Here is a 14,088-nt window from a genome sequence, read left to right as displayed (position 1 = left end):
GTTCCTCCTTCTTAGCTTATTTTTTTCCGTAGTGGCAACCCCCCTCCCAGGGATTGCTGGAGCAATGCCAACTCTGGTATCTAGCCGACAACAGTATAATCAACAGCTCAATGACCTTCTCCATCAAGCACGAGAGTTTGTAGATGCTGGTGACTATGAGGAAGCTGTTGCTATTTATAAGGAAGCAGCTGAGCTGGAGCAGGGAAACCCTAAGATTTTTTCAGGCATTGGCTACTTACAGGCAAGTCTGGGCAAATTCCAAGACGCTGCCGCCGCTTACAAAAAAGCGATCGCACTCGAGCCGGAAAATGCTAATTTCCATTACGCACTGGGTTACAGTCTCGCCAATGCTGGGGACAATGCTGGTGCTGCTACGGCCTATCGTCGTGCTACTAAACTCAACCGAGAGAATATTAACGCCTTTTTTGGTTTGGCCATTACCCTGCTACGTCAAAAGGACTATCAAGGCGCTATAGAAACCTATGAACAAATCCTCGAAATTGAGCCAGACAATCTAACAGTATACCAGTTAATCGGTGCAGCCTGGTTAGAGCAGGAAAATGCTGAAGAAGCCATTAAAGTGTTCCAAAAAGCAGCGGAAATGGCTCCGAACGAAACCCGTATCCAACTAAGTTTGGGCACAGCTTGGTTGATACATGGAGATGAGATGGCTGGACTGGCGGCTTTTGAAAAAGCGGTGAAATTAGCCCCTCGTAATCCTGACATTCACCTCCAGATCGGTCAAATCCTGGAATCAAAAGGGAATTTATCCAATGCCCTCAAAGCATTTCGTCGAGCAGTTTCTGCCCAACCTGATTTAGTAGAAGCACAGGAGTACATCGGGAAAATTCTTCTAGCCCAAGAACAATATGTACCAGCAGTAGTAACCTATAGACGTTTAATTGAACTGGCTCCGGAAAATGCCCAAGCTCACTATAACCTAGGAGTTGCCTTGAAAAAACGTTCTCGCGTCACCGAAGCCCTCACTGCTGTGGAAAAAGCCCTAGAACTTTACCAGACTCAACGGGATAACGAAGGGATTGAGCAGACCGAGTCTCTGCTGAAGGAACTGCAAAAGTTCCTTTAAGGATCACCCAGTGAGGGCATCATATCAAGTCCGGATCATTAGCCTTAATCAAAATCTAGCTGATCTGTGCATCTCCCTATCTCCCCTATCAATCTCTTATATTTTAGGTATTCAACCGGACTTGAGATTAGGGGATAGGTATATTGCGCTTAACTGAAAAAGCCCTAACCCTAATCGGATGGGTTGTGATGGCTTTTTCTGGGAACTATGCCCTAGCCCAGATTACCCCGGATCAAACCTTGGGTAATGAATCGTCAGTGGTAACACCAAATCTAACTATCACCGGAGAGCCAGGGGACTTGATTGAAGGGGGAGCAACCCGAGGTAGTAACCTGTTCCACAGCTTTCAAGATTTTAATGTTGGTCAGCTACAGCGGGTTTACTTTGCCAATCCAGCCGGAATCGATCACATTCTCTCTCGGGTGACCGGGAGTAATATCTCCAACATACTAGGAACTCTTGGTGTCGATGGTGGAGCGAATCTATTTTTACTCAATCCCAATGGCATTGTGTTTGGCCAGAATGCCAGGTTGGATATCGCAGGTTCCTTTTTCGCCACTACAGCCAATAGTTTAGTGTTCAACAACGGTACAGAATTCAGTGCCACCAATCCAGAAGCGTTGTCTTTTACACCCATATCTCTGAACTGCTCCTTCAGTAGCGCCCACTTTTTGGCTTAATTCGCAACAAATCTATTGGTTGAGAGAAGGAATCTATTTTGTTACCAGGGGGATGGGAAATAATTGAGTTCGACGTTTCCAAAAAGGGAAATCTAACCACCGTTGTTCCAGGGCGTAATATCTATGTCTAATACTCAAATAATTATCAAAATTATGTTTTAGTCGGTTCTGGTACTGTTTGAGTAGTCTATCATCGTTATTAATCAGATATTCGACTAGGGCAACAGCAGCATCGCATCCACAAGTTATTGCGTGTCCTACACCCATAGAGGAAAGGGGATCGAAAGCAATGGCAGCATCTCCGATCGCCATCCAGTCTTCTCCCACGGCGCGATCGAGAACGTGAGATTGAGCGGGTTTTACGGCAAGGGGATAAACTAATTGTCCTCCCCGAACCCGTTGTTTGGTATGGATAGCTTTGGATAACAGTTCAACCCACTGCTTTTCCTTCTGGAGTTTGCCCTGTCGCATAATATCGATATCTGTCATCAAGACCACGATTAAGGTCCCATTTGGCAGCCACGCGGAGTACCACCATCCTTCAGGAATTGACTCAATCAGAACTTCTTCTGTTTTTGAGCGATCGTCTTCAAAATCAAGCACGGCACTGATTCCCACCAGGGAATCGCAGGGGAGAGATTTTGCCCCTAGTCGCTTGGAAATTCTGGCTTGTCTACCTGTGGCATCCACCAAATAACGGGTTTCTAGCTGGGAATATTCCCCAGAATTATCCTTGAGGAATAGTCTCCATCCTCCTCCTTCTAATTGCTCTCCTTCAGCACATTTTGTTTCCAGGTAAAGTTGACCGCCTTTATGAACCAGTTGTTCTGCTAACATGACATCAAATTCTCTGCGATCAAGGAGATAACCTTCCCCCATTTGATTGATGATCGAGGGGCGAGTGTGGAGTTCAGAATGTCCCCAGACGGCAGCAACGTTGTAAACGGGGGTGTGATTGTCTGCGAGAAAAGGTTCTTTCACTTGCAGGTAATCTAGTAAGGGGAGCAAGCTAGCCGATACGTGTTCTCCTGTACGAAGATTATCATAGGCTGTTTGTTCAATTACAGCAACAGTGAGTTTTGAATAGAGACAAATTGTTAGAGCTAAAGCGGTTCCGGCGGGTCCACCACCAATAATGGCAACGTCAACACTGGGAGTTTGTGACATTTTATCCTCTTTAATTTTCAATTTCTAATCTGGAAGCGAATCACCCAAAAAGTGGCGATTCGGCAAAAGTAGACTGGGTGCATCTCATATTTGAAAATGTTCTGTAGGGTGCGTTAGGGGCGCTCGCCCTAATTTTTAGCCTTAACGCCCGGGTTAGGTTGCTGCCCGTAACGCACCACCAGGTCAAACAGCATGCATTGAGATGCACCCAGTAGACTCTCCTGCATCATCTTATATGAGCAGGACTTACGCGGTGAAGTTTATTTCGCCCCCCTAGCCCCCCAATTCTGGGGGGTAATGATGTCAAAGTCCCCCAGAATTGGGGGATTTAGGGGGCAAATGCGTAAGTTTTAATGAGAAGAGATAGCAGGAGGCAAGGGAAATTAATTAAAAGCGAATTCTTCTTCCAGAACGAGGAACTTCGCGTGGTTGACGCCTCACTTTAATTTCCCGGAAACTTTCTATCTTTTCCAGAGCTTGTTGTAGGGATGCTTCATATTCTTCGCTAATGGGTGTTTCTTTGGTTTGACCAGCCATTTTAAAGCTTTTCAGTCCCTTGCTTTTGGCGTCCGCGATCGCTTTCTGTTCTGCTTGTATGCGAGATATTATCTTTTTTTTAATATCTTGTGTTTTCTTCAAACTAGTGATAACAAATACCCCATCTTGATCCTCCTCATTTTTGGTAATTTCTTGGTAAGAAACTTCTGTATACAAGAAGTCGTGGTAATTCCGTTCTGTTTCCACAAAGTAGGGGAACTTCTCTGCATGTTCTACAAGTTTTCCGTCTGAATCAACGTTTGTGTTGCGGATGAATCCTAAACTAGCCCACCCTTGGTTAACCATTTGTGAGTAGCTGTTGATTCCTCGTGCAAAGTTCATCTGCAAGCCTGCCATTTCAGCATCGTGAGAGTTTTTCTGTATCTGTACCGCATGTTGAGATCCCATTACATTCAAACCGTTAATGACATTCCAAGGAGCTTGAGGTGGCCACCAGTAGGCATAGTACGTTGGTCGTTTTGGCACTAAATTTGCATCATCATCCAGAACTTTGTTAACGTTAGGATCTGTGTAGTTGATTAACTGAATTGAGCAGTTGTAGAAATCAGCTTGCCAGGGAATTGCCATGCGCTTGGTTAGATCACCTGGTTCACAGCCTTTGTACTCTCCATCGTGATCCTTTTCACACTCATCGCGTTCAGGAGTGAGTCCTTTTGAGGGCTCAAATTTATGGTGTTTAATCTGCAGTTGGGAAAATTGTTCTTCTCCAGAACCTATATTAAAGAGCTCGTATATCGCTTCATTTTGTGTCGTCCAAGTCACTTCGATACCTGGAGCCTGAGGAAGTCCGACAACATTACCAATGCTAGCACGATCTTGAGTGCTTAAGGGGTAATTATAATCTTTAGGAATAGTAGGCTTACTATGATTTATATCAAAGTTATTAAACCATTGTTCCAGTAGAAAATACTGGGTTTCAGTCAGTGCCAAAAATTTCTCGATGTTAATATTTTTGATTGAGTTACTACTAGAATTAAGTGGCATCAAAGGAATACCAGTGGTTTCTCCGCTTTCATCTGGTAATTGATTGCTAAACAAACTTACTTGACGGGGCTTAGATGACTCTTGATAATCTAGATTAGGAGGCTCTGGTTTACGAAAATACTTAAAATATTCTTGGCTAAGCTCTTGGTTTTGCTCTTCCCATGGTTTGGAAAAGTCAAAAATATTTGATGATAAGGCTGTCATCGACTGTACATTTGCCACCCAATGATAACGAGAGATGCGATTGATAATTGGCAAAATGTCACGATTATAATCTGGGACGAAATTGGAATCAAACTGATTGTCCTTATACAATTTTGGAACTAGATCTAATTTACGTACTGCCACGTCAAAGGCTGTGTCGTCCCACGAGGAGATGTTGACAATCTCTGGTGCAAAATCAGGTGGACCAACTATTACCCAAGCTTTTAGTGTTGGTGGATTTGGTCCATCATTTATTTCAATTTCGCAGGTAACAGAGCCATCCGATATATCATCGAACCAGTAATCTCCACCCCCATAACCAGCTAAGTCTGTCAGTCCCCAACAATGCCCATGTCCTCCCAGAACAATCAGATTTCCTTTGTCATCTGTCTTCAGATCGCCAAGTTTGTCAAACACCTGACCCTGGGGCTCGCCTTCATGATTATCTTGCCGTGGGAAATCGCATGGCTCCGGCCAGTTCGTGGAGTCGTCACCCGCCGTTGCAGGCGGCTGGATTGGCTTACACTGATTTTCACCTGAAATCGTGATTGGACCAGGGTCAATAATTAATTTTTTCCGATCTACTACCTGTTGGTTTCGGAAAGGAACACCCTGTTTTTTATAGCTATTTTCTTCTCCTAGCAACAGGTTGCCTTTCAGTTCGGAGAATTCATACCAAGCAGCTTTTTTGTTGGCTAAATGTACAGTCCATGTGATGGACAATATATTGCCACCTAGCTGCACTTCTTCTGGTTTATCATTTGGCCTTTTTTTATCATATTTATAGATGCGAAACTTTTGTCCTTGCCGTTTTATAAGCTCTTGACCCGAAGAAGAGTCTTGCTCTTTAAAGTTGGTAACAGGTACAAATTCCTGAAGTGTATCATCATATTCAATAGGCAAGCCACCAATTTTCTCGGGAGCTAAAAAGAACTTTGTGGGATGATTGCCCACTCGAGCAACTCCAATAGCTGGATGAATAACATATTCATATTGATCATTTGCCATTTTTTTTCTCCATTATGCAGTAAAACCTTAAACACTCTACCCCAGCTTACTCACAACAATTATTAATTAATTGCGTATATACTTGGGGCTTGCTTGATAAATCTGGAAAGTTCACAAGATTTGGGTTTCAGAGCTGATTTGTAAATAAAAGCTTAAGAAGCTAATCGGTGAGTCATTAAACGAATAAGCGAGCCATAAATCATCAATTATCGCTTCGCGCTTTGGTCGTGTACAACTCATAATCTTTACTTCATAGCCGAAATCTGTTGAGCCAACCAAACGTCCGTTCGACAATCCATTGCTTTGCTAGAAAGGAGCATGTCACTTATGCAGCAACATTAGTACTAAATCTTATGCCCCCTCATGGGTTTAAGCTTGCTCTGATGCTACATAGTTCATTTGTTATGCAACGCAAGACCTGTTCCCACAGCAACTAATTCTTTAGTACGTAGTAGAGATGCAATGGCATGAGTTTTTTTCATCTGTTTCAAAACTCGTAATTGTATTCAATAAAGGAAAGTTTACTTCCTTTAATATAAAGATTAACTATACTTAAAAGTGTTTGTCAACTTATAAACCTCATATAAAACCTCATATAAAACCTCATATAAAACCTCATATCAAACCTCATAAACCTCATATCAAACCTCATAAACCTCATATCAAACCTCATAAACCTCATATCAAACCTCATATCAAACCTCATAAACCTCATATCAAACCTCATAAACCTCATATCCAACCAGGGCAAACGCATCTAAATTGCAAAACCCTGATCCAGTAAGGATTTCATCAATTGATTCCAAACAGGACTCGATCGCTAAAATCCTCACCCCGCCTGCTTTTCAAAAATAAGATGCGTTTGCCCTGGATATCAAACCTGATAAACCTCATATCAAACCTCATAGGGAGCAGGTACTCAATCAAATTCTGGATTAGCGATCGCATCAATCAATACCTCTAACGCTTCCCGTTCCGCCTGGCAAGAACTTGTTCGGTGAACGTCCAGTGAACTGTTTGGTGAACTGTTTAGTGGGACTTAAACAAAAATCGGCGTTGCTGAATTAAGGAATGAATGCGCGATCATTTGGTTTTATTAAAGCCCCCTAAATCCCCCAGCGAGCAATCCCTCGCTGGGGGATTTTGAACGTCTTATTCCCCCCAGAATTGGGGGGTTAGGGGGGCAAAACCATACCTATAATCAGCAACGCCCAAAAATCAACCCAAAATGAAGCCTAAACTGGCTTTATAAGCAGCAAACACCTCTCGATTGTGAGTCAGCCATATGTGCAAATGCTATGGCTCAAGGTAACTTGAGATTACAGGGTATTGCGCGATCGCAATATAGCACTACCCATTAAGGTGTTTGACATTGATACAAGCAGCAAAAGCTGTTGTAGTAAACTGTTGCCTTTTGCCTCTTGCCAATGCCATTGCGCGTAGCGCTATATTCCGCGATCGCAATAACCGTAAAAAAAGTATCAATCCGCACCATTTCCGTAAATTTTTGTTAAGGATAACCTAAAAATTCCGTAAACTCCCTGGCTTTCCCTGAGAAATAATCTAGAGAGTCAAGGAACTTGACTCCTTATAGGTACCTCCAGACAACTAGCTAGTTGTGCAGTAGCAAAAGATGACTAATCGGCAAAGTAAGCCCTCAACCAGAGGGCTAGGGATATTGCGCTTAACTGAAAAAGCCCTAACCCTAATCGGATGGGTGGTGATGGCTTTTTCTGGTAACTATGCCCTAGCCCAGATTACCCCTGACCAAACCTTGGGTAATGAATCGTCAGTGGTAACACCAAATCTAACGATTAGGGGAGAGCCCGGGGACTTGATTGAAGGGGGAGCAGCCCGAGGTAGTAACCTGTTCCATAGCTTTCAAGATTTTAATGTTGGTCAGCTACAGCGGGTTTACTTTGCCAATCCAGCTGGAATCGATAACATTCTGTCTCGGGTAACTGGGGGTAATATTTCAAACATTCTAGGAACTCTTGGTGTCGATGGTGGAGCGAATCTGTTTTTACTCAATCCCAATGGCATCGTGTTTGGCCAGAATGCCAGGTTGGATATCGCAGGTTCCTTTTTCGCCAGTACAGCCAATAGTTTAGTCTTCAACAACGGTACAGAATTCAGTGCCACCAATCCACAAGCCCCCCCTTTATTGAGTATTACTATTACTCCGGGATTGCAGTATGGCTTGAATCAACCCAAACCCAAAATTACTAACGCTGGTTATTTAGTAGTGGGGCAAGACCTCACCCTAGCGGCTGGTCAGCTTGACTTACAAGGTCAACTAATTGCTGGGGGAGATTTGACACTCAATGGAGAAGATACAGTTCAAATACGCGATAGTATCGGGCAACCATTTATTGCCGCTGCTGGCGGTAAGTTATTGATTCAGGGCAATCAAGGGGTGGATATATTTGCCTTGAACCATCCAGACAGTGGTCTTTTTTCCGGTGGAGATCTGGTTTTGCGATCGCAAAATACCGTCGCCGGTGATGCCCACTATTGGAGTGGTGGCAGTTTCCGGATTGAACAACTCGATGGCAGTCTCGGAGATTTATTTAGTCCCGATGACCCAATTATTCGCTCAGTTGGGGATGTTAGTTTCAACAGCTATCTAGGAACCTCCCTACATATTGTGGCAGGGGGAGCGGTAGAGATCGGCTCTGTGATCATTACAGGCTCAGCAACAGGTACAGAAGGAATAGAGTTTATTTCCGAAGCCATTACCTTATCTAATGGCACAGTGGTGGATATTAACGGTCAGGCTGAACCGAGTCTTGATATTCGTGCTGGAGTAGATCCGAATCAAGTTGGTACCCCTGGACTACCAACAGGCAACCAATTCTTGATCTTTGGCAGACCCACTATTACCAATAGTGCCACCAGTGCAGATATTACAATCGGCACCATCGCTTTTGCTGATGTCAGTTTATTAGACTTGTTGTTCCAAAACATATCTGCCAATGATCTGTTGGCAGGAAAGGTTTTGCTCACCAATCAGTACAAGCCTAATCCTTCACTAGCAGGAGATATTGAAGTTTCAGCCACTCTAGGTTCGTTAGTGCCAACTCTGGCCAATCTAGCCATTCAGAACGGTGAACTATTCCAGGGAGGATCAGTTACTATCGATTCTCGCGGTAGCATTACCCTCAACGGTATAGTTAATACCATTGCTATTCCAAATAATAATCCGTTTAACCCTTTCTCTGGCAATGGCGGTGATGTCACGTTTTTGGCCAATGATAACATCACCCTCAATCCAGGTTCTTTCATTGCTTCTGCTGGAATAGAGGGAGGTAAGATCACCCTTAACAGCGGTAGCAACTTTTTGCTGGATGACTCTGGTGTTGTTACTGTTACAACTGGGGCAGGTGTAGGAGGAAATTTAATTGTCAATGCCCCTGAGTCAGTGACATTAATTAATACAGAAGGGTCAGGCTTCAGCAATTTGGGGGAATTGGTCACGAACTTCACCAATTCCAACTTGGTAGAACGGCTGTTCAGAGTTTTCAATGGGTCTGGCTTGGCAACGGTTACAACTGGACCAGGGGATTCTGGGGACTTAAGCATTAACACCAGAACTTTGAGTATCCGAAACCAAGCCCAAAACCAAGAATCACGGAGTCTAGCTGGAGCTGCTACTGTCACTTTAAGTGGTAGTAGTGGCAATAGTGGAAATTTAACGGTTAACGCTGAGTCAGTAGACATTGTCGGCAACGAAACTGATCCATTTATCCCTACTCCTAACGAACGGCTAGCCTTGGCGATCAGAGCTATTCCCACCGGGTTGACGACTGCTACTAACAGTACTGGTAAGGCAGGCGACTTAACCATTAATACCCAACGTTTAACGGTTCAGAATGGAGCTGGAGTAACCACAGCAACTGTTAGGAGAAGGCTAGAAAACGCAAAAGGTGGGGGGAATTTAACCATAAATGCCACTGAGTCAGTGACATTGTCGGGCAAGGTTACCTTGGCTACCGCTACCTTGAACTCAGGTAATGCCGGTGAGTTAAAGGTCAATACACCCACATTGACTCTAGAGAAGGGAGCGGTGATTGCTGCTGATACCACTGGTTCAGGGAATGCTGGAAACTTAACGATTAAAACCGACCAACTGTTAGTACGTGATGGCTCCAGAATTGGCGCAGCAACCGGAAATAGTGGTACCGGAGCCAATATAACAGTCATGGCTTCGGAAGTAGAGTTAGTTGGCACTGCTGTCGATGATGAGAATACTGTAGTTCCTAGTGGAATATTCGCTAACTCTCAATTCATTAACAATGAAAGAAATGAACTTGGCGATGCTGGAAGCATTAACATTGATACAAAAACGTTGATTGTCCGGGATGGGGCAGTTGTATCGAGTTCTACCGAAGGCGCTGGGGCTGGTGGAACGATCACCATTACTACCCCAGACTTGACACTCCAGGATAAAGGGCAGATTTCTGCATCTACCTCTGGTACAGGAAGCTCTGGAAACATTTTTGTTAAGAATGCTGACTCTGTCGAGCTTGCCGACAACAGCTCAATTTCAACGGAGGTAAGGGCTGGAGCAAAGGTGAACCCTAGCCCAGGGCAGGAAGTGGGTAAGATTGATATTCAGACGCGATCGCTAACATTAAATCAATCTCAAATAACTGCCAGTACTGATGCTCAGGGCAATGCCGGTAGTATCACCATACAAGAGGCTCAACAGGTTAACCTGAATCGGAATAGTTCCATATCCACCGCAGTAAACACTGGAGCAGATGGCAGTGGTGGGGATATTGATATTCAAACCAAGTCTATATCCCTAGATCAAACCTCAAACATTGAAGCAAGTACTGCCGGTCAAGGAAATGCCGGTAGTATCAAAATCGCAGACGCAGAGGATGTTTCCCTTAATCGGAATAGTTCGATCTCTACAGAGGTTAAGAAAGGTGCAATTGTCCAAAAAGACAACAATATTGATATTGACAGCAATATTGATATTAAAACGCGTACGCTTACATTAAATGACTCTGACATCACTGCCAGCACCTCTGGAATAGGGGATGCCGGTAGTATCTTTATAAAAGATGCTCAACAGGTTAACCTTAATCGGAATAGTTCGATTTCCACAGCAGTAAATACTGGTGCAGAGGGCAATGGTGGGGATATTGATATTCAAACCAAGTCTATATCCCTAGATCAAACCTCGAACATTGAAGCGAGTACTGCCGGTCAAGGAAATGCCGGTAGTATCACCATCCCAGACGCAGAGGATGTTTCCCTTAATCGGAATAGTTCGATCTCTACAGAGGTTAAGAAAGGTGCAATTGTCCAAAAAGACAACAATATTGATATTGACAGCAATATTGATATTAAAACGCGTACGCTTACATTAAATGAATCTGACATCACTGCCAGCACCTCTGGGATAGGGGATGCCGGTAGTATCGTTATACAAGAGGCTCAACAGGTTAACCTTGATCTCAACAGTTCCATTTCCACAGCGGTAAATACTGGAGCAGATGGCAATGGTGGTAATGTCGATATTGAAACCAAGTCCCTAGCTCTAGATCACACCTCGACCATTGAAGCCAGTACTGCCGGTAACGGAAATGCCGGTAGTATCACCATCCCAGATGCCGATTCGGTTAACCTGAATCGGAATAGTTCCATATCCACCGCAGTAAACTCTGGTGCAGTTGCTGAAAAACTCAGCAATATTGCGATTAAAACGCGTACGCTAAAATTAACCAATAGCTCTAACATAACTGCCAGCACCTCTGGGGAAGGGGATGCCGGTAGTATCACAATACAAGAGGCTCAACAGGTTAACCTTAATCGGAATAGTTCGATTTCCACAGCAGTAAATACTCGAGCAGAGGGCAAGGGTGGTGATGTGGAAATTGAAACCAAGTCTCTAGGCCTAGATCAGACCTCGACCATTGAAGCCAGTACTGCCGGTAACGGAAATGCCGGTAGTATCACCATCCCAGATGCCGATTCGGTTAACCTGAATCGGAATAGTTCCATATCCACCGCAGTAAACTCTGGTGCAGTTGCTGAAAAAGGCGGTAATGTTGATCTAAAAACGCGATCGCTAAAATTAAATCAATCTCAAATAACTGCCAGTACTGATGCTCAGGGCAATGCTGGTAGTATCAAAATACAAGAGGCTCAACAGGTTGACCTGAATCGGAATAGTTCCATATCCACAGCGGTAAATACTGGAGCAGAGGGCAAGGGTGGCAATGTCGATATTGAAACCAAGTCTCTATCCCTAGATCACACCTCGACCATTGAAGCAAGTACTGCCGGTCAAGGAAATGCCGGTAGTATCAGCATCCCAGACGCAGAGGAGGTTTCCCTTAATCGGAATAGTTCGATATCCACAGCAGTAAACCCTGGTGCAGTTGGAAAAGGTGGGAATGTGGATATTAAAACCCGTACGCTAACATTAAATGACTCTGACATCACTGCCAGCACCTCTGGGAAAGGGGATGCTGGTCAAATCCAGGTTCGGGATGCTCAACAGGTTAACCTTGATCGCAATAGTTCCATTTCTACAGAAGTTAACTTTGGTGCAGTTGCTGACAAAGCCAGCAATATTGACATTCAAACGCGATCGCTAAAATTAAATCAATCTCAAATAACTGCCAGTACTGATGCTCAGGGCAATGCCGGTAGTATCAAAATACAAGAGGCTCAACAGGTTGACCTGAATCGGAATAGTTCCATATCCACAGCAGTAAACACTGGAGCAGTTGGCAATGGTGGCAATGTCGATATTGAAACCAAGTCCCTATCCCTAGATCACACCTCGACCATTGAAGCGAGTACTGCCGGTCAAGGAGATGCCGGTAGTATCAGCATCCCAGACGCAGAGGAGGTTTCCCTTAATCGGAATAGTTCCATATCCACAGCAGTAAACCCTGGTGCAGTTGGCAATGGTGGAAATGTCGATATTAAAACGCGATCGCTTACCTTAACCAATGACTCTGAAATAACTTCCAGTACTGCTGGTGATGGCGATGCTGGTAACATCACCCTTCGGGCTGAGCAAGTCACCATCCAGGGAGAGTCACAGGTATCAGCCACTACTTCCAGGGTTACCAATACTGACCGGGGTAAGGGTGGCAACATTAAAATCATTGAGGCCAATCGATTTGAGGCTACTGACGGTGGGAACGTCAGAACCACCACCGAAGGTACTGAGCAGGCTGGTAATATTACTCTGGAAGTACGTGATGATATTACTTTAGCTGGAACTGGAAGTGGGCTGTTTGCCAACACTACTCGTGATTCTAGCGGTGATGGTGGCAATATTTTCGTTGACCCGAGAACTGTAACTATTCGGGATGGAGCCAAGATAGCTGTAGATAGCCAAGGCCAGGGAAAAGGGGGCAGTATTACCCTTGAGGCAGGCACACTCACCCTTAATAATAAAGCAGAGCTATCCGCAGAAACAGCTAGCACCCAAGGGGGCAATATTACCTTGACCATTGACGAGTTGTTGTTCTTGCGACGCAACAGTAAAATCTCCACTACCGCAGGCACTGCTCAAGCTGGTGGAGACGGCGGCAATATTACGATTAATGCTCCCTTTATCATAGGCATTCGTCAAGAAGATAGCGACATTACCGCTAATGCTTTTGAAGGCAATGGCGGCAATATCAACATCACCACCCAAGGTATTATTGGGCTAGAGTTCCGAGAAAAGCTCACCCCCCTCAGTGACATTACCGCTAGCTCTGAGTTTGGTGTAGATGGTACCGTCAACATCAATGCACCTGGAATTGACCCCAGCCAAGGGTTATCGGAATTGCCAACCGATGTCATTGATGTATCTCAACTGATTGAAAAAAACCTCTGTGCTGCTGGTGAGGGCAGTGAATTTATTGCCACAGGTCGTGGTGGCTTACCGATTTCTCCCAACGAAACCCTGAGCCCCAATCCTACATGGGACGATTGGCGTATCACTGAGCAACCTCAAACTAGGATCAGAAAACGTCGGTCAAGGTCAAGGCAGCATCAACTACAGACTAACCAACCACAGACCAAGAACCCTAAACCTAAACAAATTGTTGAAGCCCAAGGCTGGGTTATCGCTCCCAACGGGGAGGTAATTCTCACCGCTCATCCAGTCATAGTTACTCCTCAGGGTACGTGGTTACATCAAGTAGATTGTCCGATGCTTCAAAAAACCCTTGGGTCCGGAGTCGGGAATCGGGAATCGGGAGTCGGGAGTCGTTAGAAGCGGGAAATGGAAAGCTTAACAAGGGGAAAGCCAGAGGATAGATCCTCATAAGGGTAGGTTTTTTACTTTGACGTCAGGTGTGGGGTGTGGGGTGTGGGGTGTGGGGTGTGGGGGATAAGACAATATACTTAATTTGTCGTTAAAAATCATCATTGTCTTGA

7 protein-coding genes are annotated in these 14,088 nt (G+C 44.6%); 3 read left to right on the top strand and 4 right to left on the bottom strand.

From position 1 onward, the window contains the following. Positions 1-31: 31 nt before the first annotated feature. Both BJP34_RS25220 and BJP34_RS25215 read left to right on the top strand, forming a co-directional pair. On the top strand, positions 32-1,087 hold the full coding sequence (locus tag BJP34_RS25220; protein ID WP_229424018.1) for a tetratricopeptide repeat protein: 1,056 nt from the start codon (positions 32-34) through the stop codon (positions 1,085-1,087). 143 nt (positions 1,088-1,230) lie between these two features. Then, positions 1,231-1,767: a filamentous hemagglutinin N-terminal domain-containing protein gene (locus BJP34_RS25215; RefSeq protein ID WP_229424017.1), complete on the top strand. Its 537-nt coding sequence runs from the start codon at positions 1,231-1,233 to the stop codon at positions 1,765-1,767. A 33-nt stretch (positions 1,768-1,800) separates the two neighbouring features. Here the strand turns inward: BJP34_RS25215 and lodB are convergent, their stop codons facing one another. From lodB to BJP34_RS44480, 4 genes are all read right to left on the bottom strand, one after another. Then, positions 1,801-2,934: a lysine-epsilon-oxidase maturase LodB gene (gene lodB / locus BJP34_RS25210; RefSeq protein ID WP_070394719.1), complete on the bottom strand. Its 1,134-nt coding sequence runs from the start codon at positions 2,932-2,934 to the stop codon at positions 1,801-1,803. Positions 2,935-3,321: 387 nt separating this feature from the next. Then, the gene (gene lodA / locus BJP34_RS25205) at positions 3,322-5,688 is read right to left on the bottom strand and encodes a CTQ-dependent lysine 6-oxidase LodA (protein ID WP_070394718.1); all 2,367 of its coding nucleotides are present in this window, start codon (positions 5,686-5,688) and stop codon (positions 3,322-3,324) included. Between the two features lie 792 nt (positions 5,689-6,480). After that, positions 6,481-6,636 (bottom strand): hypothetical protein, encoded by a 156-nt coding sequence (locus tag BJP34_RS44485; RefSeq protein ID WP_158517469.1) that lies wholly within the window; start codon positions 6,634-6,636, stop codon positions 6,481-6,483. A 409-nt stretch (positions 6,637-7,045) separates the two neighbouring features. Beyond that, entirely contained in the window at positions 7,046-7,183 is a 138-nt protein-coding gene (locus BJP34_RS44480; RefSeq protein ID WP_158517468.1) for a hypothetical protein, read from the bottom strand. Between the two features lie 138 nt (positions 7,184-7,321). Between BJP34_RS44480 and BJP34_RS25195 the strand changes: the two genes are divergently transcribed. Beyond that, a complete protein-coding gene (locus tag BJP34_RS25195) occupies positions 7,322-13,924 on the top strand; it encodes a filamentous hemagglutinin N-terminal domain-containing protein (protein WP_070394716.1) in 6,603 nt (2,200 codons plus the stop codon). The last annotated feature ends 164 nt before the right edge of the window (positions 13,925-14,088 follow it).

Source organism: Moorena producens PAL-8-15-08-1, assembly GCF_001767235.1.
Taxonomy (GTDB): Bacteria; Cyanobacteriota; Cyanobacteriia; order Cyanobacteriales; family Coleofasciculaceae; genus Moorena; species Moorena producens_A.
This window is presented reverse-complemented; position numbering and strand designations above follow the sequence as displayed.